This window comes from Pseudomonas fortuita, assembly GCF_026898135.2.
In the GTDB taxonomy this organism is placed as follows: Bacteria; Pseudomonadota; Gammaproteobacteria; order Pseudomonadales; family Pseudomonadaceae; genus Aquipseudomonas; species Aquipseudomonas fortuita.
In genome coordinates this window covers 704710-729089 of the sequence record NZ_CP114035.2, presented here as the reverse complement: position 1 = coordinate 729089, position 24380 = coordinate 704710, and the positions used below count along the sequence as shown (strand labels likewise).

The window sequence follows — 24380 nt, the reverse complement described above, 5'->3', positions numbered from 1 at the left end:
TTGGGCTGCGCTGTCACGCAGAAAACAGTGATCACTGTGGGGGCGGGCTTGCCCCGCGAATGGGGCCACGCGGTGCCTGACACCGGCCTCGCCGGTGTTTGCGGGAAAAGCCCGCTTCCACAGGGTTTTCATGGTCTTCAAGGGCTGTGCTTGACCGTAGAAGCCCTCAGCCCAACCGCGTTGCCGGTGCATACGGCGCCGGGTCGATGATTGGCTCGGCACCGGTCAGCAAGTCGCTAAACAACTGGCACGACGCTGGCGCCAGCACCAACCCGTTGCGATAGTGCCCGCAGTTCAGCCACAACCCCTCGTGCCCTGGCACCGGCCCAATGTAGGGAATGCCCTCTGGCGAGCCTGGCCGCAGCCCGGCCCAGTGCCCCACCACCGTGGCCCCTTCGAGCCCAGGCAGCAACTCCACCGCCGATGCCTTCAGGCTTTCCAGCGCATCTTCGGTCGGGGTCTTGTCATACCCGGCATGCTCCAGCGTGCTACCCACCAGAATGTGCCCATCCCGCCGCGGGATCGCATAGCGCCCCTTGGCCAGCACCATGCTCGGCAAAAAGTCCTCAGCGCATTTAAACAGGATCATCTGGCCCTTCACCGGCTCTACCGGCAGCTCAAGGCCCAGGGTACGCAACAGGTCGCCACTCCAGGCCCCGGCACTGAGCACCACCTCATCCGCCGCCAGCACACCTTCAGCGGTCTGCACCCCGGTCACGCGCCCGCCCTGCTGAACGAAGCCGGTGATCTGGCAATTTTCGCGCAAGGTGACGTTGGGCAGCGCCAGCAGCGCCGCCTTCAGCGATTTCACCAGGCGCGGGTTGCGCACGTTGGCCACGCCAGCCATGTAGATCGCGCGCTTGAAACCCGGGCCCAGCACCGGCACTGCGTCGTAGGCCACCGTGATATCCACGGCACTCAGCGGCCGCTGCTCACGCTCGGCCCAGGCCAGCGCTTCGGCTTCGTCATCCAGGTCGAGCCAGTACAGTCCCGTGGTGTGCACTTCGGGATCGACACCGGTGCTGGCGAACAAACGCTCGCCCAGCTGCGGATAATAGTCCTGCGACCAGTGCGCCAGGGCGGTCACAGCCGGGCTGTAGCGCCAAGGGTACAGCGGCGAAACGATGCCACCACCGGCCCACGACGACTCACGCCCGACCTCACCCTGGTCACATACCACCACCTGCCCGACCTTGGCCGCCAGGTTGAACGCCGTCAGCAGGCCGATCACCCCGCCGCCGACCACCACTACTTGCTTGCTCATCTGTCGATCCAACACCTGAAGTAAAACCGCGATGCACCGGGCATCATTCAACCTTCAGCTTCCCCAGCAGTGCTCGCTGCCGCCAACGGCACCCGGATTGCGCTGCGCGCCGGCCTGGTCGAGCTGGAAGTCGCCACAGCGATCCTGCGCCATCAGCCCACTGGGCAGCCGCCGTGCGCGCAGCGTGAAGGTGTCGCTGTCGCGCTGGGCCAGCAGGCTGTAATAGCGGGTACCGTCGGGCAAGGCCGGGTCACCCTCGGCATATTGGCCGGTGCGCACGCGGTGGCGCTCCAGGCGCAGGGCGGCATCATGCAGCAGGCCAACCACTTCGCTGCGTGCGGCTCGCCGAAGCTGGTCGCTGTAACTGGGGTAGGCAATGGCTGCCAGAATGCCGGTCACGGCCAGCACAATCAACAACTCGATCAGGCTCAAGCCTTGCTGCATGTCAGTCTCCTCTCAGTCTTTGCCGCCAGCTGATACGCCGGGTGGTGTCGCCAGCCATGGCATAGACGGCTTCCAGCACATGCCGTGACTGGGTTTGCTTGCTGACTCCAGTTATGCGGAACAGGGTAACCAGCTGCTCGTCTGGCAGGTGCGCAGCGCGAGTGCTCGTGCCCAGGTTCTGTATATGGAAGTAACCGTTGTGGGTGCCCTGCCACTGCCCTGCCAGATCGTGCGGTCGGGCTGGTGGCAGGCACGCGCCACAAGGGTCAGGAGGTGCCCGCTCAAGTTCGTGTTTCCCTGCCTGCAGCGCAGCCTCGGCTTCTTCGAACGCTCGCAGACCATCGCTCAGGTATCCCGTCATTCGCGTTTCCACCAGGGCGTCGCGCAGGGCAGATGCTGCAAGCAGACCCAGCAGCATGCTCAGGACCAGGGCCAACAGAAGAACCACACCACGCTGGCGGCTCATGAAGCGGGTACCGGGTTGCGGAGTGCCACGCTCAGCGAGTGATGCTGCTCAAGCTGCAAGCTGGGTTCGTACAATGTGAGTAGAAGATCGACCCGCTCACCAGGTACATACCCCACTCGCAGCACCCGTACATGATCGACCAGTGGCTGATTAATGTGACCCCGCTTGAAGAAAAGCGTGGTGCCACTGTGCACATAATGATGGCGACTGACGGGCACAGCCATCAGCTTTTCATCGCCTTGTACTCGATGCTTATGAACCCTCACTTCGTCGATACAGTTCGTCACCACGGTCCACTCCGGGTCGCCCGCATACCCTGGCAGCTCGGCGACAACCAGGCTCAAGCTTGACCTATCGGCCTGCAGTGGCCGGGCAAAGGCAGGCTGCGCAGCCACGTCCAGGAAGTCGCCAGGTTTGAGGCGCATACAGCCGAACATTCCGGCCATGCGCACGTCCTGCGCCATGCGCAACAATGCCTGCCGCGCCTCATCATTCATGCGCACCGCGGTACTTTGCAGGCGCCAGGCCTGGTGAGCTGATGTAAAGACCTGGCTAACCGCCGCCAGTAATACCAAGCCGATACCTAGCCCCAGCATCAACTCAAGCAAACCAAAACCACTTTGGGCGCGCCTCATCGACGCCCCCGTTCACGCTCACTGTGCGTCGCCATTACCGCCTGCCCATCACGGCGCGCGCTGTCCGCAGCCTGCAATGCCTGCAACTGTATCGCTGCCGCTGCGAACATGCCCACGGCCACCACCACGACTGCCAACAACACTTCCAGCAGCGTCATGCCCCGATGCTTTGTGTGCATCCCTGCACTCCTGCGAATTTTCCTGCAACAGTCCTGAACCTGGCCGACTAGACCGCTTGGCCAGCCAACGTGAAGCTATAGCCAAGCACTTTCACGGAGGAATGCACGGTGAAGCAACGAGGCGTAACACTGATACAAATGTTGTCGGCCTTGGCAGTGACCGTTTTGCTGACACAGCTCGGTATGCCGGCCTACGCCAGGATGAGCGACGACCTACACCGGGCAGCCGCTGCCCGTGATTTGGCACAGGCACTGCGCAGCGCACGCAGCCACGCCATGCTGCAAAGCCAGCCGGTGCTGGTGCAGGCGCTGGACGGTAATTGGGGGAACGGTTGGCAGGTAATGCTGGAGCATAACCAGCAGCTGTTGCGCGAGCAGCGCCTTTCGAGGCCGCTCAAGATTACGAGCAATCGCGGGGAGCGGTTCAAGTTCAGTGCGTTGGGGGTTCCAATGACGCTGAACAACAGCTGGTTGGGAACAACGCTGGAAGTGTGTGAACGCTCATCTGCCAGCAGCCGATACCAAGTGGTGCTGGCATCGAGCGGCAGAGTCAGATTGCTTGCAGAGGACCGAAACAATACTCGCTGTGCAAGCACATAGCCTTGAGCCGAGCTTGCCGGCCCTATCGCCGGCAAGCCAGATCCCACTGGATACCACTGCCTTCAAGGCTTGTGCAGTACCTGTGGGAGCTGGCTTGCCAGCGATGAGGCCAGTACAGGCTTCAGTCAGATCAGCGAGCGAACCCGCAGCTCTTTTGGCATCGAGAAGGTGATGTTCTCTTCACGCCCGTCCAGCTCTTCAGCGCCGGTAGCGCCCCAGGCCTTGAGCTGCTCGATCACGCCACGCACCAGCACTTCGGGGGCCGAAGCGCCAGCGGTTATGCCAATGCGTGCTGCCTGTTCAAACCAGCCCTGCTGCAGGTCCTCGGCACCGTCGATCAGGTAAGCCGGGGTGCCCATGCGCTCGGCCAGCTCACGCAGGCGGTTGGAGTTGGAGCTGTTCGGGCTGCCGACCACCAGCACCACGTCGCACTCACCGGCCAACTGCTTGACGGCGTCCTGGCGGTTCTGGGTGGCGTAGCAGATATCGTCCTTGCGCGGGCCACCGATGTTCGGGAAGCGCGCACGCAGGGCGTCGATGACGCGGCTGGTGTCGTCCATCGACAACGTGGTCTGGGTTACGAAGGCCAGGTGATCAGGGTCGCGCACCTGCAATCTGGCAACATCTTCCTCGTCCTCGACAAGGTAGATGGCGCCACCATTGCTGGCGTCGTACTGGCCCATGGTGCCTTCGACTTCCGGGTGCCCTTCATGGCCGATGAGAATGCACTCTCGGCCGTCACGGCTGTACTTCGCCACCTCGATGTGCACCTTGGTGACCAGCGGGCAGGTGGCATCGAACACTTTCAGGCCACGGCCAGCGGCTTCCTGGCGCACGGCCTGGGACACACCATGGGCGCTGAAGATGACGATGACATCGTCCGGCACCTGGTCCAGCTCTTCGACGAAGATGGCACCGCGATTGCGCAGGTCTTCCACCACGAACTTGTTGTGCACCACTTCGTGACGCACGTAGATCGGCGGGCCGAAGACTTCCAGCGCACGGTTGACGATCTCGATCGCCCGGTCGACCCCCGCGCAGAAGCCGCGAGGGTTGGCGAGTTTGATTTGCATGCTCGGCTCCAGGCTTACAGGGCCTTCACCTCGAGGATCTCCACCTCGAAGGTCAGGGTCTTGCCAGCCAGTGGGTGATTGAAGTCGATGGTCACCTGGTCGTCATCGAACGCTTTGACCACGCCCGGCAGCTCGGCGTTGGCGGCATCGTTGAAGATGATCAGCAGCCCTTCGGACAGCTCCATGCCCTCGAAGTTGGACCGCGGCATGACTTGCACGTTTTGCGGGTTGGGCTGGCCGAAGGCGTTCTCTGGGGCCACTACCAGAGTACGCTTGTCACCGGCCTTGAAGCCAAACAGCGCGCTCTCGAAGCCCGGCAACAAGTTGCCATCGCCCACCTTGAAGGTGGCCGGGGCTTTGTCGAACGTGCTGTCGACGGTGTCGCCGTTTTCCAGGTGCAGCGCGAAGTGCAGGGTGACTTCGGTGTTCTGGCCGATACGGGTGTCAGTCATGGACCGGATCCTCGGACTTCTTGCTCTTGAACATATCCAGCGCCAGCATCACCGCACCAACGGTGATGGCGCTGTCGGCCACGTTGAAGGCCGGGAAGTAATGGCGGTTCTGCCAGTGCACCAGGATGAAGTCGACCACATGGCCCAGCACGATGCGATCGTACAGGTTGCCAATGGCACCACCCAGCACCAGCGCCAGCGCCACGGCCAGCCAGGTCTCGTTGCGCCCCAGGCGCTTGAGCCACACCACCAGTACGGCACTGACCACCACCGCGATCAGGGCGAACAACCAGCGCTGCCAGCCAGCGCCATCAGCAAGGAAGCTGAAAGCGGCGCCGGTGTTATAGGCCAGGGTCCAGCTGAAGTAGTCAGGAATCACCACAATTTGCTGGTACATGGTCAGGGCGTTGTTGAAATACAGCTTGGTGGCCTGGTCGAGGACCAGCACCAGCAAGCTCAGCCAAAGCCATGCAAGGCGCCCGAAGCGCCCCACTGCCGGGTTAGGCATAGTGACGCACCTCGCCCGAGCCGGTCAGGTTGTCGACGCAACGGCTGCAGATTTCCGGGTGCTCCGGGTGGTTGCCGACGTCGGCGCGGAAGTGCCAGCAACGGCCGCACTTGGCGTGGCCGGACTTGACCACTTTCAGCTTGAGGCCTTCGACTTCGGTGGCCACGGCGTCTGCCGGTGCCTGCACGAACGGCACCACGCTGGCGGCCGAGGTGATCAGCACGAAGCGCAGCTCGTCGCCCAGCTTGCCCAGGTCGGCGCTCAGGCCTTCGTCGGCGTACAGGGTGACTTCGGCCTGCAGGTTGCCGCCAATGACCTTGGCGGTCCGCTGGTTTTCCAGCTCCTTGTTGACCGATGCCTTCACCGCCATCACGCGGTCCCAGTAGGCGCGGTCCAGCTCGGTGCCTTCCGGCAGCTCGCTCAGGCCCTGGTACCAGCCGTTGAGCATCACCGACTCGTTGCGCTCGCCCGGCAGGTATTGCCAGATTTCGTCGGCGGTAAACGCCAGGATTGGCGCAATCCAGCGCACCAGCGCTTCGCTGATGTGGTACAGCGCAGTCTGGCAGGAACGGCGGGCAACACTGTTGGCGCCGGTGGTGTACTGGCGGTCCTTGATGATGTCGAGGTAGAAGCCGCCCAGCTCCTGTACGCAGAAGTTGTGCACCTTGGAGTAGACGTTCCAGAAACGGTACTCGCTGTAGTGCTCTTCCAGCTCGCGCTGCAGCAGCAGGGTGCGGTCCACGGCCCAGCGGTCAAGTGCCAGCATGTCTTCAGGGGCCAGCAGGTCGCGGGCCGGGTCGAAACCGGACAGGTTGGACAGCAGGAAGCGTGCGGTATTGCGGATACGGCGGTAGGCGTCGGCGCTGCGCTGCAGGATCTGCTCGGAAACCGCCATTTCACCGGAATAGTCGGTGGCCGAAACCCACAGGCGCAGGATGTCGGCACCCAGGGTGTTGTTGACCTTCTCCGGCTCGATGGTGTTGCCCAGCGACTTGGACATCTTGCGGCCGTTTTCGTCCACAGTGAAACCGTGGGTCAGCAGCTCGCGATACGGCGCGTGGTTGTCGATGGCGCAACCGGTGAGCAGCGACGAGTGGAACCAGCCACGGTGCTGGTCGGAGCCTTCCAGGTACAGGTCGGCAACGGGGCCGGTGGCGTGGCCGATGTCGTGCGAGCCACGCAGCACGTGCCAGTGGGTGGTGCCGGAGTCGAACCACACGTCCAGGGTATCGGTGATCTTGTCATACTGAGCCGCTTCTTCACCCAGCAGTTCGACGGCATCCAGCTTGAACCAGGCCTCGATACCTTCTTGCTCGACGCGCTTGGCCACCGCTTCCATCAGCTCGACGGTACGTGGGTGCAGCTCGCCGGTCTGCTTGTGCAGGAAGAACGGGATCGGCACACCCCAGTTACGTTGACGCGAGATGCACCAGTCCGGACGGTTGGCGATCATCGAATGCAGGCGCGCCTGGCCCCAGGCCGGCACGAACTTGGTCTCTTCGATGGCCTTGAGGGCGCGCTCACGCAGCGGCTCGCCGGTGCTCGGCTGCTTGTCCATGCCCACGAACCACTGCGCGGTGGCGCGGTAGATCAGCGGGGTCTTGTGGCGCCAGCAGTGCATGTAGCTGTGGCTGATGGTTTCGGTGTGCATCAGCGCACCGACTTCGCTCAGCTTCTCGACGATGGCCGGGTTGGCCTTCCAGATGAACTGGCCGCCGAAGAATGGCAGCGACTCGACATACACGCCATTGCTCTGCACCGGAGTGAGGATGTCATCGTTGACCATGCCGTAGCGCTTGCAGGTGACGAAGTCGTCTTCGCCGTAGGCCGGCGAGGAGTGCACAACGCCGGTACCGGCGCCCAGTTCGACGTAGTCGGCCAGGTAGACTGGCGACAGGCGGTCGTAGAACGGGTGCCGGAAGTTGATCAGCTCCAGTGCCGAACCTTGGGCTGTGGCGATGACCGAGCCTTCCAGGTTGTAGCGCTTGAGGCACGACTCGACCAGCTCTTCAGCCAGCACCAGCAGACGCTCACCGGTGTCGACCAGGGCGTACTTGAACTCCGGGTGGATGTTCAGCGCCTGGTTGGCCGGGATGGTCCAGGGGGTGGTGGTCCAGATCACGATGGCGGCTGGCTTGGTCAGCGCATCCAGCCCAAAGGCGGCAGCCAGCTTGGCCTCGTCGGCAACCGGGAAGGCCACGTCGATGGTCTGGGATTTCTTGTCGGCGTACTCGACTTCGGCCTCCGCCAGCGCCGAACCGCAGTCGAAGCACCAGTTCACAGGCTTGAGGCCCTTGAACACGAAGCCCTGCTTGACCATCTCGGCCAGGGCGCGGATTTCACCGGCCTCGTTGGCGAAGTTCATGGTCTTGTAGGGGTTGTCCCAGTCACCCAGCACACCCAGGCGAATGAACTCGGTCTTCTGCCCTTCGATCTGCTCGGCGGCGTACTCGCGGCACAGCTCACGGGTGCGATCGGCAGACAGGTGCTTGCCGTGGGTCACCTCGACCTTGTGTTCGATCGGCAGGCCATGGCAGTCCCAGCCCGGGACATACGGTGCATCGTAGCCGGCCAGGGTCTTGGAGCGGACGATCATGTCCTTGAGGATTTTGTTCAGCGCATGACCGATGTGAATTTTGCCGTTGGCATAGGGCGGGCCGTCGTGCAGGACGAACTTGGGACGATCCTTGCCAATTTCGCGCAGCTTCTGGTACAGGCCAATGCTGTCCCAGCGCTGCAGGATCTGCGGTTCGCGCTGAGGCAGGCCGGCCTTCATGGGGAAGGCGGTGTCCGGAAGGTTAAGCGTGGCTTTGTAGTCGGTCATTTCAGGCTCTTCGTTAGCGGTTGAGCGTGCCAATGTGCACGTGCGGCGGCGATATCCGCATCGATCGCCGACTTCAGCGCCTCCAGGGAGGCGAATCGCTGCTCTTCACGCAGCTTGTGGTGGAACTCCACCGTCAGACGCCGGCCATACAGGTCGCCGGCAAAATCCAGAAGATGAATTTCCAGGTGCGGGCGCCCATCACCGGCAACGGTGGGACGCACGCCAATATTGCCCACACCCGGCCAGGCCTTGCCGTCGATTTCGATGCTGGCCAGGTAGACCCCGGACAGCGGCACGCGGCGGCGCTTGAGCTGGATGTTGGCGGTAGGTGTACCGAGCTGGCGGGCCAGCTTCTGGCCATGCAGCACGCGGCCGGTGACGCTGTACGGGCGGCCCAGCAGGTGCTCGGCCAGCTCGAAATTGCCTTCGGACAAGGCCTTGCGCACTTCGGTACTGCTGACGCGCAGACCGTCCTGGATCACCGTATTGGCGGCCTCGACGGTGAAGCCGTACTGCTTGCCGGCTTCGATCAGGAAGGCGAAGTCGCCGGCGCGGTCGCAGCCAAAGCGGAAGTCATCACCCACTTCGAGGTGGCGCACGCCCAGGCCGTCGACCAGGATGGCCTTGACGAAAGCGTCGGCGCTGAGCTGGCTCAGGCGCTGGTTGAACGCCAGGCACAGCACCCGGTCGATGCCCTCGGCGGCCAGCAGTTCGACCTTGTCACGCAGACGGGCCAGGCGCGCCGGCGCGGTATCGGGGGCAAAGTACTCGCGTGGTTGAGGTTCGAAAATCACCACGCAGGTCGGCAGGCCCAAGGCCTGGCCGCGCTCGCGCAGGCGCGCCAGGATTGCCTGGTGGCCGCGGTGAACCCCGTCGAAGTTGCCAATGGTGGCGACACAGCCCCGGTGCTCGGGGCGCAGGTTGTGAAGACCTCGAACCAGCTGCATAACGCGCTTCTTGCTCATAAAGTGGCCGATTATAACCACACCCGGGCGCCGGTGACAGGCAGCAACGCCCAAGGGCGGCGTGGAATGCGAAAAACCGACGCCTGACCCACCTGAAGCCTCAGTGCAAGGCCTTGCGGGCGAAATGCCGGGGCCGGAAGCCGCACAGGTACAGGCAGCCGAAATACGTCACGACACCAGCCAGGATCAGTGCGCCAAGCCGCATGAAGCGCTCAAGCATGATGCCCTGCTCCCAGGCCGGCATATAGTGCATGCCCGCCAACAGGACCGCCGACATCAACGCCACTGCCAGAACAAGCTTGAGCAGAAACACTGCCCAGCCTGGCTGAGGCTCGAACAACTGCTGACTGCGCAGCTTCCAGAACAGCAAGCCGGCATTCAGGCACGCACCGAGACTGATCGCCAGCGCCAGGCCGGCATGCGCAAGCGGGCCGACCAGGGCGAGGTTGAACAGCTGGGTACAGAACAGGGTGAAAATCGCGATCTTCACCGGTGTGCGGATATTCTGCTGCGCATAGAAGCCGGGTGCCAGTACCTTGACCAGAATGATCGCCAGCAAGCCTACGGAATAGGCCATTAGCGCCCGCTGGGTCATGGCCGCATCAAACGCGCTGAACTTGCCATATTGAAAGAGCGCAACGGTCAGCGGCTCGGCAAGAATGGCCAACGCCAGGGTGCACGGCAGCACCAGCAGGAAGCACAGGCGCAGGCCCCAGTCGAGGATCCGCGAGTATTCCTCGCGGTCCTTGTTGGCGTAGGTCTTGGCCAGGGTCGGCAGCAGGATGGTGCCCAGGGCCACGCCCAGCACGCCCGACGGCAGCTCCATGAGGCGGTCGGCGTAATACATCCACGACACCGAGCCGGCCACCAGGAAGGAGGCAAAGATGGTGTTGATGATCAGCGAGATCTGGCTCACCGATACCCCAAGAATCGCCGGCAGCATTTGCTTCAGCACCCGCCACACTCCCGCGTCCTTGAGATTCAGACGCGGCAGCACGAGCATGCCGATTTTCTTCAATGCCGGCAGCTGGTACAACAACTGCGCCAGGCCACCCGCCAGCACACCCCAGGCCAGGGCCATGATTGGCGGGTTGAAGTACCGCGTCAGCAGCACGGCAAAGGCGATCATCGCCACGTTCAGCAGGGTCGGGGTGAAGGCCGGTACCGAAAAACGGTTCCAGGTATTGAGGATTGCGCCGGCCAGGGAAGAAAGCGAAATCAGCAATATATAAGGAAAGGTCACCCGCAACAGGGCGGTGGTCAGCTCGTACTTTTCCGCGTTGTCGACAAAACCGGGGGCTGTTGCCCATACCACCCATGGCGCCGCCAGGATACCGATGGCAGTCACCAGGGCGAGGACCAGGGTCAGCAGGCCGCTGACGTAGGCGATGAAGGTACGCGTCGCTTCCTCGCCCTGCTGGGTCTTGTACTCGGCCAGGATCGGCACAAAGGCTTGGGAAAACGCACCCTCGGCGAAAATGCGCCGCAGCAGGTTGGGCAATTTGAACGCGATAAAGAAGGCGTCAGTGGCAACACCGGCACCAAAGATGCGAGCCAGGATGGTGTCACGCACGAAGCCCAGCACCCGGGAAACCATGGTGATCGAGCTTACTGCAGCCAGGGATTTGAGCAGGTTCATCGAAAAGATTCACGCCAAGGGCAGAGGACGCTGCCAGACAGCGTCCGAATGTGCGATACTCCCGCGCCTTCGCAGGGGAGCCAAAAATTCCCGAGTGTACAGGTCGCGCAGCAGAAAGGAATCTTTCCCTCTTGTTGGCGCACCGCTCGGCGGAACCTTGCAGGTGGCCTTGACAATCGATCTACTGATCGGCATGATTCGCGGCCTATTTTGTTTGCTATTTACCTAAAGTCTTTCGAGGAGCTCGACGGTGGCCAACACACCTTCCGCCAAGAAACGTGCAAAACAGGCTGAGAAGCGTCGCAGCCACAACGCCAGCCTGCGTTCCATGGTCCGCACCTACATCAAGAATGTAGTTAAAGCCATTGACGCAAAAGACGCCGACAAAGCGCAAGCCGCTTACGTTCTGGCTGTACCTGTAATCGACCGTATGGCCGACAAAGGTATCATCCACAAGAACAAAGCTGCTCGTCACAAAGGCCGTCTGAATGGCCACATCAAGGCGCTGAAAGAAGCTGCAGCTGCCTAAGCGACGCGCTATTCGAAAAACCGACCCTAGGGTCGGTTTTTTGTTGCCTGCGATTTATGCTTGCGGGCACGGCTCCATGTGGAGCTCGGTCTCTGCAGGAGCGGCCTTGCGTCGCGAAAGGGCTGCGGAGCAGCCCCGGCAATCTCAGCTTCTGCGCTGAGACCGAGGGGCCGCTACGCGCCCCTTTCGCGACACAAGGCCGCTCCCACAAAAAAGCAGGGCCGCAGTTGGCGACCCTGCTTTTACATTACTTGGCTATCTGAATCTTCGGCGCCCACTGCAGCCATTCATCCTCGGCCTTGTCGAACAAGGCAAAGGTCTGCTGCGGCCGGGCCGGGTTGCCCATCTGCTCGCCATCCGGCGTCGCAAAAGCGATACCGCCATCGATCAGGGTTTCCACCGACTCGGTACGCACCGTAGCCCCCTTGAACAGCCCCCAGTCGAAACCGAAGCCACTGCTGTTCCAGAAGCGGCTACCACTGCGTACCAGTGCCGCATAGCGTGGCTCGATGAGGATATGGATCAGCACGCGGTCAGCGCTCTGCCCCAACTCGAAGCCTGTCACCTTGCCGACCGCCACCTCACGGTATGTCACTGGCACACCCGGCTTGATCGATCCACGGCGCGGGGCGCTGAGGGTCAAGGGCAAGCCGACCTCCGGCCCCGTCACTTGCGGGGCATCGGCCAAAGCGATGAAATCGCGCTGAGGGCCACGGTCCTTGGTTGCTGGCTGTACCTCCAGGTACTGCCCGCCGATCAGGGTGTCGAGGTTCTCGGTGCGCACCAGGCCCAATGCCGGCTTGACCACCCAGAACTGCGTACCGGCACGGGCAATACGGTCCGCCGCTTCGGTGATACGTGCCCGCAGCAGCACTGCCTGCAAGTCATTGGTCAGGTCAACGCTTTCGATACTGCCCACATCCAGGCCACGGAAGCGGATCGGCGTACCCGGCTTCAGGCCATCTGCACGGTCTACACGGACGGTGATCAAAGTACCCGCGCGGTTTACCGCCTCCTGGCTGTCATGCAGGCGGAAGCGTGGAATGCGGCGTTTCAGCGCCACATCCGGGCGCGGCGTGTCGAACGCAATACCGCCGGCCATCAGCGTTTGCAGCGACTCACTCTTGATCTTGATGCCCGAGAGGCCGCCCGTCAGGGTGATGCCACTGACGTTCCAGAAGCGCGACGAACCGTTAACCAGTTTTTCGTATTCCTTTTCAATATGCACACCGATCAGGATGCGGTTGCTGTTACGCGCAAACTGATAGCTCTGCACGCTACCCACCTTGACCTGGCGGTACATCACCGGGCTGCCGATCTCCAGCGACCCCAAGGTATCGGCAAACAACACCATGTGCAGCCCCGGCGCCTTGAGGTCGAGCGGCGGCGCCTTGGCGCGGGCCTCGAACTCACGCTCGGGTCGCTCACCCTTCTCCCCCGGGCGTATGGCGATGTAGTTGCCTTTGACCAGCGCTTCCAGGCCAGTGATACCTGCAAGGGAAATGGACGGTTTGACCACCCAGAACTGTGTGCCCTCGACCAGGTAGTCTTCGGTCAGCGGGTCCAGCGTCAGCTCGGCCGATGCGCTGGACAGGTTGTCTTCCATTTTCAGGGCTTTCAGCGAGCCCACCTGGATGCCCTTGTACATGACCGGCGTGCGGCCTGCCTGCAGGCCCTCGTAATCGCTCAGCTTCACCTTGACCCGGATACCTGCCTGGGCTGCATCGAAGTCTTCGTACAGGCGGAACGGCAGGCTCGGATCGGTGGGCGGGCTGTCCTTGCGGTACTCCGGCGTAGCAAATGCGATACCACCGGCCACGATGCTCGACAGCGATTCGCTGCGCACCTTCACACCCGACAGCGACGCATCAATACTGACGCCGCTGGCGTTCCAGAAACGCGTGTGCTTGCGCACCAGGCTGGCGTAGGCAGGCTCGATGAACACCTTGACCTCGACGGTGCTCTGGTCCTCGGACAGGCGATAGCTCTTCACCCGACCCACCTGGATCTGCTTGTAGAATATCGGGCTGTCACGGTTGAGCGAGCCGAGCCTTTCGGCTTTGAGGGTCAAATGCAGGCCTGGCTCCGAATCCGAGAGCGGCGGCGCCACCTTCAACGCGGTAAAGCGCTTGGTACGCTCCCCCTCGCCCGGGCTGACGGCGATGTAGTTACCCGACACCAGGGTTTCAAGGCCGGTGATACCCGCCAGACTCACACTCGGTTTCACCAGCCAGAAGCGTGTGCCCTTGGTGAGGTGAGGCTCGGCGGCCTTGTTCATCTCGATGGTGGCGATCACCCCCTGGTTGTCGCCCTCGGCATCGAGTACCAGGCTCTTCACTTTGCCTACCGGCATGCCCTTGTAGATGACTTCGGTCTTGTTGGCGACGATACCTTCACCCGACTCGAAGCGGACTTCAATTTCCACGCCGGCCGCGCTGTAGGCCTGCCATGCGAGCCAGCCCCCGATCATCAGGGCGATCAAGGGCAGGATCCAGATGGCCGACCAGTTTGAGGCTGGGCGGGTTTTAGCCGTTGGCAGGTCACTCATGGTCGTCATCCGACTCCGTGTTATCCCAAATCAGTCGGGGATCGAAAGTTAAAGCGGCAAGCATTGTCAGGATCACCACAGTTGCGAAGGCGACAGCGCCCAGGTTGGCTTCGACACTGGCGATTCGGCCGAAATTCACCACTGCCACCAGAATGGCGATGACGAAGATATCGAGCATGGACCAGCGCCCAATGAATTCAATGAAGCGATACATCATTATCCGTTGCCGAGCCGAAAGCGGCTGGTGACGCTGAACGGAGTACAACAGCAAGCCAATGCCCACCAGCTTGAACGTGGGCACCAGGATACTGGCAATGAACACCACGGCGGCAATGGGCACCATACCGTGCTTGAGCAGGGTGATGACGCCGGACATGATCGTGTCCGGGCTGCCCTGCCCGAGTGTACTCACGGTCATGATAGGGAGCAGGTTGGCCGGGATGTACAGGATCGACGCAGCAACCAGCAGCGCCCAGGTGCGCACGATACTGTTAGGGCGGCGAGCATGCACAATGGCGCCGCAGCGCGTGCAGTGCTGCGAAGTGCTATCTGGCACTTGCTTGTTCAGTTCATGACATTCATTGCAGACAAGAATGCCTGCATCAATCGCCCGCATGCAGGTCCTCCCCCGATAGCGCACTCCAGATCTGGTGCGCAGACATCACCACTTCAAGCCACACCTGGACCAATAACAGACTGATGAAACAGAACAACCCCAGGCCCACGGTCAGTTCGGCCAGGTCCACCAGCTTGACGATGGCCACCAGCACCCCCATGAAATAGACCTCGAGCATGCCCCAGTCACGCAAGTGGTGATAGATGCGATAGAACAGCAGGCCGAAGTTACGGCCCATGTTCAAGCGAATACTCAGTAATACCGCCAGCTGGCAGAGCAGTTTTGCCAGGGGGATGGCCATGCTGCAGAGGAACACGACCACCGCTACACCACGCATCTGCGAATTGTACAGGCCGAGTACGCCGCTCCAGACAGTATCGTCCGAGGTCTGGCCAAGCAGGTGCAGCTGCATGATCGGTAGAAAATTGGCAGGTACGAACAGTAACAACGCGGTCAGTACCAGAGCCAGGCTGCGGTTGACTACATTATGCCGATGGGCATAGAGCTCGTAGCCGCAACGTGGGCATTGGGCTTTTTCATCGGGCTTGAGCACAGGCTTACGGAGCAGCAGGTCGCATTCGTGGCAGGCGACAAGCTCGTCCAGCGGCAATTGGGCCAAGGCTTCGTGTTCGTCAGGGTTGGGCATATGGCGCTTCTGGAAAGGTGCGTGGGCCTATTCTAGTGTTCTGGCTCAAATTGTGGGAGGCGACTTACCACAGACCCCTGTAGGAGCAGCCTTGTGCTGCGAAGAGGCCGGTAAGGCTAAAGATTATCTTCGGCTGCAATGGCCTCTTCGCAGCACAAGGCTGCTCCTACAGGGGTTCGGGCAGGGCTGAATTTTTTGCCCACAAAGACAAAACCCCTACCTGCATGCGCAGATAGGGGTTTTGCGAAATGAATCTTGACGATGACCTACTCTCACATGGGGAAACCCCACACTACCATCGGCGATGCATCGTTTCACTGCTGAGTTCGGGATGGGATCAGGTGGTTCCAATGCTCTATGGTCGTCAAGAAATTCTGTAGCCAGAATGTCCAGATGGACAGCCCAGCGAATCCGGATATGTGATGTTTATGGTTCGTTGCGAACTTTCGGTTCGTATCATCTTCACCACCGCAATCTGCGTCAGCAAATTGCTTGGGTGTTATATGGTCAAGCCTCACGGGCAATTAGTATTGGTTAGCTCAACGCCTCACAGCGCTTACACACCCAACCTATCAACGTCGTAGTCTTCGACGGCCCTTTAGGGGATTCAAGATCCCAGTGAGATCTCATCTTGAGGCAAGTTTCCCGCTTAGATGCTTTCAGCGGTTATCTCTTCCGAACATAGCTACCCGGCAATGCCACTGGCGTGACAACCGGAACACCAGAGGTTCGTCCACTCCGGTCCTCTCGTACTAGGAGCAGCCCCTCTCAAATCTCAAACGTCCACGGCAGATAGGGACCGAACTGTCTCACGACGTTCTAAACCCAGCTCGCGTACCACTTTAAATGGCGAACAGCCATACCCTTGGGACCGGCTTCAGCCCCAGGATGTGATGAGCCGACATCGAGGTGCCAAACACCGCCGTCGATATGAACTCTTGGGCGGTATCAGCCTGTTATCCCCGGAGTACCTTTTATCCGTTGAGCGATGGCCCTTCCATACAGAACCACCGGATCACTAAGACCTACTTTCGTACCTGCTCGACGTGTTTGTCTCGCAGTCAAGCGCGCTTTTGCCTTTATACTCTACGACCGATTTCCGACCGGTCTGAGCGCACCTTCGTACTCCTCCGTTACTCTTTGGGAGGAGACCGCCCCAGTCAAACTACCCACCATACACTGTCCTCGATCCGGATAACGGACCTGAGTTAGAACCTCAAAGTTGCCAGGGTGGTATTTCAAGGATGGCTCCATGAGAACTGGCGTCCCCACTTCAAAGCCTCCCACCTATCCTACACAAGCAAATTCAAAGTCCAGTGCAAAGCTATAGTAAAGGTTCACGGGGTCTTTCCGTCTAGCCGCGGATACACTGCATCTTCACAGCGATTTCAATTTCACTGAGTCTCGGGTGGAGACAGCGCCGCCATCGTTACGCCATTCGTGCAGGTCGGAACTTACCCGACAAGGAATTTCGCTACCTTAGGACCGTTATAGTTACGGCCGCCGTTTACCGGGGCTTCGATCAAGAGCTTCGCTTGCGCTAACCCCATCAATTAACCTTCCGGCACCGGGCAGGCGTCACACCCTATACGTCCACTTTCGTGTTTGCAGAGTGCTGTGTTTTTAATAAACAGTCGCAGCGGCCTGGTATCTTCGACCGGCATGGGCTTACGGAGCAAGTCCTTGACCCTCGCCGGCGCACCTTCTCCCGAAGTTACGGTGCCATTTTGCCTAGTTCCTTCACCCGAGTTCTCTCAAGCGCCTTGGTATTCTCTACCTAACCACCTGTGTCGGTTTGGGGTACGGTTCCCAGTTATCTGAAGCTTAGGAGCTTTTCTTGGAAGCATGGTATCAACCACTTCGTCGCCTAAAGGCAACTCGTCATCAGCTCTCGGCCTTGAAATCCCGGATTTGCCTAAGATTTCAGCCTACCACCTTAAACCTGGACAACCAACGCCAGGCTGGCCTAACCTTCTCCGTCCCTCCATCGCAATAACTGGAAGTACAGGAATATTAACCTGTTTTCCATCGACTACGCTTTTCAGCCTCGCCTTAGGGACCGACTAACCCTGCGTCGATTAACGTTGCGCAGGAAACCTTGGTCTTTCGGCGTGCGAGTTTTTCACTCGCATTGTCGTTACTCATGTCAGCATTCGCACTTCTGATACCTCCAGCAAGCTTCTCAACTCACCTTCACAGGCTTACAGAACGCTCCTCTACCGCATCATCATAAGATGATACCCGTAGCTTCGGTGCATGGTTTGAGCCCCGTTACATCTTCCGCGCAGGCCGACTCGACTAGTGAGCTATTACGCTTTCTTTAAAGGGTGGCTGCTTCTAAGCCAACCTCCTAGCTGTCTAAGCCTTCCCACATCGTTTCCCACTTAACCATGACTTTGGGACCTTAGCTGACGGTCTGGGTTGTTTCCCTTTTCACGACGGACGTTAGCACCCGCCGTGTGTCTCCCATGCTCGGCACTTGTAGGTATTCGGAGTTTGCATCGGTTTGGTAAGTCGGGATGACCCCCTAGCCGAAACAGTGCTCTACCCCCTACAGTGATACATGAGGCGCTACCTAAATAGCTTTCGAGGAGAACCAGCTATCTCCGAGCTTGATTAGCCTTTCACTCCGATCCACAGGTCATCCGCTAACTTTTCAACGGTAGTCGGTTCGGTCCTCCAGTCAGTGTTACCTAACCTTCAACCTGCCCATGGATAGATCGCCCGGTTTCGGGTCTATACCCAGCGACTAAACGCCCTATTAAGACTCGCTTTCGCTACGCCTCCCCTATTCGGTTAAGCTCGCCACTGAATATAAGTCGCTGACCCATTATACAAAAGGTACGCAGTCACCTAACAAGTAGGCTCCCACTGCTTGTACGCATACGGTTTCAGGATCTATTTCACTCCCCTCTCCGGGGTTCTTTTCGCCTTTCCCTCACGGTACTAGTTCACTATCGGTCAGTCAGTAGTATTTAGCCTTGGAGGATGGTCCCCCCATATTCAGACAAAGTTTCTCGTGCTCCGTCCTACTCGATTTCATTGATAAGAGATTTTCGTGTACGGGGCTATCACCCACTATGGCCGCACTTTCCAGAGCGTTCCACTAATCTCAAACCAACTTAAGGGCTGGTCCCCGTTCGCTCGCCACTACTAAGGGAATCTCGGTTGATTTCTTTTCCTCAGGGTACTTAGATGTTTCAGTTCCCCTGGTTCGCCTCTTGCACCTATGTATTCAGTACAAGATAACCAGCTTGTGCTGGCTGGGTTCCCCCATTCAGAGATCTCTGGATCACAGTCTGTTTGCCGACTCCCCAAAGCTTTTCGCAGGCTACCACGTCTTTCATCGCCTCTGACTGCCAAGGCATCCACCGTATGCGCTTCTTCACTTGACCATATAACCCCAAGCAATCTGGTTATACTGTGAAGACGACATTCGCCGAAAATTCGCACGTCGCTCTTTCGAGCAGAACTCACAAATTTTACCTTAGCCTGATCCACCAGCAGTGAAACTGGTGTTCAGTCTATTTCTATCACATATCCGAATTTTTAAAGAACGATCTGACAAAAGTCAGAAATCAACATTCATCTACGAATGTTCATTTCTAAGTTCTGATCAAGTAAAGCGAGTGGTGGAGCCAAGCGGGATCGAACCGCTGACCTCCTGCGTGCAAGGCAGGCGCTCTCCCAGCTGAGCTATGGCCCCGCATATTGGTAGGTCTGGGCAGATTTGAACTGCCGACCTCACCCTTATCAGGGGTGCGCTCTAACCAACTGAGCTACAGACCTATATAGGGTCTTGATCGTCTTCGACAATGAATCAAGCAATTCGTGTGGGAGCTCATCAGCAGGCTGATGTCGTCGATTAAGGAGGTGATCCAGCCGCAGGTTCCCCTACGGCTACCTTGTTACGACTTCACCCCAGTCATGAATCACACCGTGGTAACCGTCCTCCCGAGGGTTAGACTAGCTACTTCTGGTGCAACCCACTCCCATGGTGTGACGGGCGGTGTGTACAAGGCCCGGGAACGTATTCACCGCGACATTCTGATTCGCGATTACTAGCGATTCCGACTTCACGCAGTCGAGTTGCAGACTGCGATCCGGACTACGATCGGTTTTGTGAGATTAGCTCCACCTCGCGGCTTGGCAACCCTCTGTACCGACCATTGTAGCACGTGTGTAGCCCAGGCCGTAAGGGCCATGATGACTTGACGTCATCCCCACCTTCCTCCGGTTTGTCACCGGCAGTCTCCTTAGAGTGCCCACCATAATGTGCTGGTAACTAAGGACAAGGGTTGCGCTCGTTACGGGACTTAACCCAACATCTCACGACACGAGCTGACGACAGCCATGCAGCACCTGTGTCAGAGTTCCCGAAGGCACCAATCCATCTCTGGAAAGTTCTCTGCATGTCAAGGCCTGGTAAGGTTCTTCGCGTTGCTTCGAATTAAACCACATGCTCCACCGCTTGTGCGGGCCCCCGTCAATTCATTTGAGTTTTAACCTTGCGGCCGTACTCCCCAGGCGGTCAACTTAATGCGTTAGCTGCGCCACTAAAATCTCAAGGATTCCAACGGCTAGTTGACATCGTTTACGGCGTGGACTACCAGGGTATCTAATCCTGTTTGCTCCCCACGCTTTCGCACCTCAGTGTCAGTATCAGTCCAGGTGGTCGCCTTCGCCACTGGTGTTCCTTCCTATATCTACGCATTTCACCGCTACACAGGAAATTCCACCACCCTCTACCGTACTCTAGCTTGCCAGTTTTGGATGCAGTTCCCAGGTTGAGCCCGGGGCTTTCACATCCAACTTAACAAACCACCTACGCGCGCTTTACGCCCAGTAATTCCGATTAACGCTTGCACCCTCTGTATTACCGCGGCTGCTGGCACAGAGTTAGCCGGTGCTTATTCTGTCGGTAACGTCAAAACACTAACGTATTAGGTTAATGCCCTTCCTCCCAACTTAAAGTGCTTTACAATCCGAAGACCTTCTTCACACACGCGGCATGGCTGGATCAGGCTTTCGCCCATTGTCCAATATTCCCCACTGCTGCCTCCCGTAGGAGTCTGGACCGTGTCTCAGTTCCAGTGTGACTGATCATCCTCTCAGACCAGTTACGGATCGTCGCCTTGGTGAGCCATTACCTCACCAACTAGCTAATCCGACCTAGGCTCATCTGATAGCGCAAGGCCCGAAGGTCCCCTGCTTTCTCCCGTAGGACGTATGCGGTATTAGCGTTCCTTTCGAAACGTTGTCCCCCACTACCAGGCAGATTCCTAGGCATTACTCACCCGTCCGCCGCTGAATCGAAGAGCAAGCTCTTCTCATCCGCTCGACTTGCATGTGTTAGGCCTGCCGCCAGCGTTCAATCTGAGCCATGATCAAACTCTTCAGTTCAATACTGCTTGGGTTTTTAAGAAACCCTAAACTTGGCTCAGCAATCTCAAATGACTATGTGATTTCTCGCATGGTCACTTGTGATGCTGATAATCTTTTTGACTATCAGTCCGTACTCACAAGCACCCACACGAATTGCTTGATTCGATTTGTTAAAGAGCGTTTGGCTAAGAGCTTTTCGTCTCAACCGAGGCGCGCATTCTACGCTTTCCTCAGAGCCTGTCAAGCGTTTATTTTGAAGTTTTTTGCGAGAAACTCGTTTATCTTCAAACACTTAACTCGCTGCGATCTCTCGTAGCGGGAGGTGAATCATACAGCGTTTAGAAGCGCTGTCAACCACCATTTCAACCGCTTGCGATCTTTCGATCGTAGCCCTTTCAACGCCACCTTAACTACTTAACTCATTGAATCTCAAGGAGTTTGTCGTTCCGATGTCGCTGGAAGTGGGGCGCATTATAAGGGGATTCAGAAGGGCGTCAACCTTTAATTTCAAGAAACCCTGATATTGCTGAAAAACAAAGCGGGGAGGCCTTTCGGCCTCCCCGCGTTATTGACCTACCTTAAAGGCTAGGGAATGCAAACTGCGACGCTTCATGGCTGGAACGCTGCGGCCAGCGCTGGGTAATCGCTTTGCGACGGGTATAGAAGCGCACCCCATCCGGCCCATAAGCATGCAGATCACCGAACAGCGAACGCTTCCAGCCGCCAAAGCTGTGATAGGCCACCGGGACCGGCAGCGGCACGTTTACACCGACCATGCCCACTTCGATCTCGTCGCAGAACAGGCGCGCCGCTTCACCGTCACGGGTAAAGATGCAGGTACCGTTGCCGTACTCGTGATCATTGATCAGCTGCATGGCCTGCTCCAGGCTGTTCACACGCACTACACACAGCACCGGGCCAAAGATCTCTTCTTTATAGATGCGCATCTGCGGGGTCACCTTGTCGAACAGGGTGCCACCCACGAAGTAGCCATCTTCATTGCCGGCCACACGCAAACCACGGCCATCTACCACCAGCTTGGCACCAGCAGCAACACCGTCATCGATATAACCCACTACCTTGTCACGGGCAGCAGCAGTCACCAGAGGGCCCATGTCCAGGCCACACGAGGTGCCGGCACCAATCTTCAGTGCCTTGATCTGCGGCTCCAGTTTGGCAATCAGGGCATCGGCCACCTGATCGCCCACGCAGACCGCCACCGAAATAGCCATGCAACGCTCGCCGCACGAACCGTAGGCGGCACCCATCAGTGCGCTGACGGCGTTGTCCAGGTCGGCATCCGGCATCAGTACTGCGTGGTTCTTCGCGCCACCCAAGGCTTGTACGCGCTTGCCGCGCTTGGTGCCTTCGGCATAGATGTATTCGGCGATCGGCGTTGAACCGACGAAGCTCAGTGCTTTTACTTCAGGCGCTTCGATCAGCGCATCCACCGCTTCCTTGTCGCCGTGCACCACGTTCAGGATGCCCTTCGGCAGGCCGGCTTCCAGCAGCAGCTGGGCGATGTACAGGGTCGAGCTCGGGTCACGCTCGGAAGGCTTGAGGATGAAAGCGTTGCCGCAGGCGATAGCCAGGGGGTACATCCACAGCGGCACCATGGCCGGGAAGTTGAACGGGGTGATGCCAGCGACCACGCCCAACGGTTGGAAGTCGGACCAGGCATCGATGTTCGGGCCGACGTTGCGGCTGTACTCGCCCTTCAACACTTCTGGTGCTGCGCAGGCGAACTCAACGTTCTCGATACCGCGCTTCAGTTCGCCGGCTGCGTCTTCCAGGGTCTTGCCATGCTCTTCGCTGATCATCTGCGAAATCTTGGCTTCGTTCTGCTCCAGCAATTGCTTGAAGCGGAACATCACCTGGGCGCGCTTGGCCGGCGGGGTGTTGCGCCAGGCCGGGAAGGCCGCTTTGGCGGAGTCGATCGCTTCTTGCACGGTCGCGCGGCTGGCCAATTCGACCTTGCGCACAGCCTGGCCGGTGGACGGGTTGAAGACATCGGCGGTGCGCTCACCCTTGGAAACCAGCTCGCCATGGATCAGGTGCTGAACAATGCTCATGCAAAACTCCAGATAAAGAAGGTAAATGCAGGCGCGGGACACGTGCACGCGCCTGGCATCAAAATCGGAAAGATCAGTCGATCAGGTTCAGGTTTTCGCCAACGGCGTCGAACAGGCGATCCAGTTGCTGCGGCGTGGTGTTGAATGTTGGGCCGAACTGCAGGGTGTCGCCACCGAAGCGTACATAGAAGCCTGCCTTCCACAACTTCATCGCCACTTCGTAAGGGCGGACAATGGCATCACCGTCACGGGCGGCGATCTGAATGGCGCCGGCCAAGCCGTAGTTACGGATATCAACGACGTTTTTGGTGCCTTTCACGCCGTGCAGCAGCTTCTCGAAGTGCGGCGCCAGCTCGGCGGCGGACTGCACCAGGTTTTCCTTCTGCAACAGGTCCAGCGCGGCGATACCGGCGGCGCAGGCTACCGGGTGAGCCGAATAGGTGTAGCCGTGCGGGAATTCTACGGCGTATTCAGGGGTCGGCTGGTTCATGAAAGTCTGATAGATCTCGCTGCTGGCAATCACCGCGCCCATCGGGATGGCGCCGTTGGTTACCTGCTTGGCGATGCACATCAGGTCCGGGGTCACGCCGAACGCTTCGGCGCCGGTCATCGCCCCCATGCGGCCGAAGCCGGTGATCACTTCGTCGAAGATCAGCAGGATGTTGTGCTGGGTGCAGATTTCACGCAGGCGCTTCAGGTAACCCTTCGGCGGCGGCAGTACACCGGCCGAGCCGGCCAGCGGCTCAACGATCACCGCAGCGATGTTGGAGGCATCGTGCAGCTCGATCAGCTTGAGCATTTCGTCCGCCAGGGCAATACCGCCCTCTTCTGGCAGCCCCTTGGAGAAGGCGTTCACCGGCAGTACGGTGTGAGGCAGGTGGTCGACATCAAGCAACTGGCCGAACATCTTGCGGTTACCGTTGACGCCACCCAGGCTGGTACCAGCGATGTTCACGCCGTGATAGCCACGGGCACGGCCAATGATCTTGGTCTTGGTCGCCTGGCCTTTCAGGCGCCAGTAGGCACGGACCATCTTCAGCGCGGTATCGGCGCACTCGGAACCGGAGTTGGTATAAAAGACGTGATTCAGTTCACCAGGGGTCAGCTGGGTGATCTTCTCGGCCAGCTGGAACGACAGCGGGTGGCCAAACTGAAACGCCGGAGAGTAATCCAGAGTACTCAGCTGGCGGGTCACCGCGTCGGTGATTTCCTTGCGGGTGTGCCCGGCGCCGCAAGTCCACAGACCCGACAGGGCATCAAAGATCTTGCGCCCTTGGTCATCGACCAAATAGTTGCCTTCGGCCGCCACGATCAACCGTGGGTCACGGTGGAAGTTGCGGTTGGCGGTGTAGGGCATCCAGTGGGCATCCAGCTTGAGCTGGCTGGCGATACCGACGGTAGCGGTTTCGGGCATGTTCATCGGCGGTTCCTCGAAAGACGATTAGGCAACGATGGATGTTGTTGCAGCTAAATTGGCACGGCGATAAAGTCTGAAAAAGCCAACATTTCTAATCTTCAGACAGGCCGTGACTAAA

Annotated in this window: 18 protein-coding genes, 2 tRNA genes and 3 rRNA genes; 2 read left to right on the top strand and 21 right to left on the bottom strand. The window is 59.2% G+C overall.

Annotated features, from left to right (window positions below):
- Window positions 1-166 precede the first annotated feature (166 nt).
- Genes thiO through OZ911_RS03300 form a run of 5 tightly spaced genes read right to left on the bottom strand, consistent with a single transcriptional unit; the run spans window position 167 to window position 2988 of the window.
- The gene (thiO, locus tag OZ911_RS03320) at window positions 167-1264 is read right to left on the bottom strand and encodes a glycine oxidase ThiO (protein ID WP_070086708.1); all 1098 of its coding nucleotides are present in this window, start codon (window positions 1262-1264) and stop codon (window positions 167-169) included.
- Between the two features lie 54 nt (window positions 1265-1318).
- On the bottom strand, window positions 1319-1708 hold the full coding sequence (locus tag OZ911_RS03315; protein WP_070086707.1) for a type IV pilin protein: 390 nt from the start codon (window positions 1706-1708) through the stop codon (window positions 1319-1321).
- 1 nt (window position 1709) lies between these two features.
- Window positions 1710-2174, bottom strand: coding sequence for a hypothetical protein (locus tag OZ911_RS03310; protein ID WP_070086706.1), 465 nt, complete (start codon window positions 2172-2174; stop codon window positions 1710-1712).
- The gene (locus tag OZ911_RS03305) at window positions 2171-2809 is read right to left on the bottom strand and encodes a PilW family protein (RefSeq protein WP_023048224.1); all 639 of its coding nucleotides are present in this window, start codon (window positions 2807-2809) and stop codon (window positions 2171-2173) included. Before OZ911_RS03305 ends, OZ911_RS03310 begins: the two co-directional genes overlap by 4 nt.
- Window positions 2806-2988, bottom strand: coding sequence for a prepilin-type N-terminal cleavage/methylation domain-containing protein (locus tag OZ911_RS03300; protein WP_016484784.1), 183 nt, complete (start codon window positions 2986-2988; stop codon window positions 2806-2808). Before OZ911_RS03300 ends, OZ911_RS03305 begins: the two co-directional genes overlap by 4 nt.
- 108 nt (window positions 2989-3096) lie before the next feature.
- Between OZ911_RS03300 and OZ911_RS03295 the strand changes: the two genes are divergently transcribed.
- Window positions 3097-3588, top strand: a complete 492-nt coding sequence (locus OZ911_RS03295) for a GspH/FimT family pseudopilin (protein WP_016484783.1) — start codon at window positions 3097-3099, stop codon at window positions 3586-3588.
- Between the two features lie 125 nt (window positions 3589-3713).
- Here OZ911_RS03295 and ispH read toward each other — a convergent pair whose 3' ends face one another.
- The 6 genes from ispH to murJ all read right to left on the bottom strand — a co-directional run bounded on the left by ispH (window position 3714) and on the right by murJ (window position 11049).
- Complete coding sequence (gene ispH / locus OZ911_RS03290; RefSeq protein WP_016484782.1) at window positions 3714-4661, bottom strand: 4-hydroxy-3-methylbut-2-enyl diphosphate reductase; 948 nt, start codon at window positions 4659-4661, stop codon at window positions 3714-3716.
- 14 nt (window positions 4662-4675) lie between these two features.
- Window positions 4676-5113 (bottom strand): FKBP-type peptidyl-prolyl cis-trans isomerase, encoded by a 438-nt coding sequence (gene fkpB / locus OZ911_RS03285; RefSeq protein WP_016484781.1) that lies wholly within the window; start codon window positions 5111-5113, stop codon window positions 4676-4678.
- A complete protein-coding gene (lspA, locus tag OZ911_RS03280; RefSeq protein WP_016484780.1) occupies window positions 5106-5621 on the bottom strand; it encodes a signal peptidase II in 516 nt (171 codons plus the stop codon). Before lspA ends, fkpB begins: the two co-directional genes overlap by 8 nt.
- Window positions 5614-8445: an isoleucine--tRNA ligase gene (gene ileS / locus OZ911_RS03275; protein ID WP_023048223.1), complete on the bottom strand. Its 2832-nt coding sequence runs from the start codon at window positions 8443-8445 to the stop codon at window positions 5614-5616. Before ileS ends, lspA begins: the two co-directional genes overlap by 8 nt.
- A complete protein-coding gene (gene ribF, locus OZ911_RS03270; RefSeq protein ID WP_031312033.1) occupies window positions 8442-9392 on the bottom strand; it encodes a bifunctional riboflavin kinase/FAD synthetase in 951 nt (316 codons plus the stop codon). The genes ileS and ribF overlap by 4 nt, the downstream gene beginning before the upstream one ends.
- Before the next feature lie 118 nt (window positions 9393-9510).
- Window positions 9511-11049, bottom strand: coding sequence for a murein biosynthesis integral membrane protein MurJ (murJ, locus tag OZ911_RS03265; protein ID WP_023048221.1), 1539 nt, complete (start codon window positions 11047-11049; stop codon window positions 9511-9513).
- A gap of 250 nt (window positions 11050-11299) precedes the next feature.
- Between murJ and rpsT the strand changes: the two genes are divergently transcribed.
- Window positions 11300-11578 (top strand): 30S ribosomal protein S20, encoded by a 279-nt coding sequence (rpsT, locus tag OZ911_RS03260; RefSeq protein ID WP_016484776.1) that lies wholly within the window; start codon window positions 11300-11302, stop codon window positions 11576-11578.
- Between the two features lie 247 nt (window positions 11579-11825).
- On the opposite strand, the gene OZ911_RS03255 is transcribed toward rpsT, so the two are convergent.
- The 10 genes from OZ911_RS03255 to aptA form a co-directional block, all read right to left on the bottom strand.
- Complete coding sequence (locus OZ911_RS03255; protein WP_024718079.1) at window positions 11826-14126, bottom strand: PqiB family protein; 2301 nt, start codon at window positions 14124-14126, stop codon at window positions 11826-11828.
- Window positions 14119-14742: a paraquat-inducible protein A gene (locus OZ911_RS03250; protein ID WP_016484774.1), complete on the bottom strand. Its 624-nt coding sequence runs from the start codon at window positions 14740-14742 to the stop codon at window positions 14119-14121. Before OZ911_RS03250 ends, OZ911_RS03255 begins: the two co-directional genes overlap by 8 nt.
- Window positions 14729-15388 (bottom strand): paraquat-inducible protein A, encoded by a 660-nt coding sequence (locus OZ911_RS03245; protein ID WP_023048220.1) that lies wholly within the window; start codon window positions 15386-15388, stop codon window positions 14729-14731. Before OZ911_RS03245 ends, OZ911_RS03250 begins: the two co-directional genes overlap by 14 nt.
- Window positions 15389-15641: 253 nt before the next feature.
- A 5S ribosomal RNA gene (gene rrf / locus OZ911_RS03240) occupies window positions 15642-15757 on the bottom strand.
- 134 nt (window positions 15758-15891) lie between these two features.
- A 23S ribosomal RNA gene (locus OZ911_RS03235) occupies window positions 15892-18783 on the bottom strand.
- A gap of 235 nt (window positions 18784-19018) precedes the next feature.
- Window positions 19019-19094: transfer RNA gene (locus OZ911_RS03230), tRNA-Ala, on the bottom strand.
- 6 nt (window positions 19095-19100) lie between these two features.
- Window positions 19101-19177 (bottom strand) — tRNA-Ile (locus tag OZ911_RS03225).
- A gap of 77 nt (window positions 19178-19254) precedes the next feature.
- Window positions 19255-20791: ribosomal RNA gene (locus OZ911_RS03220) — 16S ribosomal RNA — on the bottom strand.
- The 16S, 23S and 5S rRNA genes sit together here with 2 tRNA genes alongside, the layout of an rRNA operon.
- Before the next feature lie 560 nt (window positions 20792-21351).
- Window positions 21352-22845 carry a CoA-acylating methylmalonate-semialdehyde dehydrogenase gene (locus OZ911_RS03215; protein ID WP_016484772.1) on the bottom strand — a complete coding sequence of 498 codons (1494 nt, stop codon included), beginning with the start codon at window positions 22843-22845 and terminating at the stop codon, window positions 21352-21354.
- Between the two features lie 73 nt (window positions 22846-22918).
- Window positions 22919-24265, bottom strand: coding sequence for an omega-aminotransferase AptA (aptA, locus tag OZ911_RS03210; protein ID WP_016484771.1), 1347 nt, complete (start codon window positions 24263-24265; stop codon window positions 22919-22921).
- Window positions 24266-24380 lie beyond the last annotated feature (115 nt).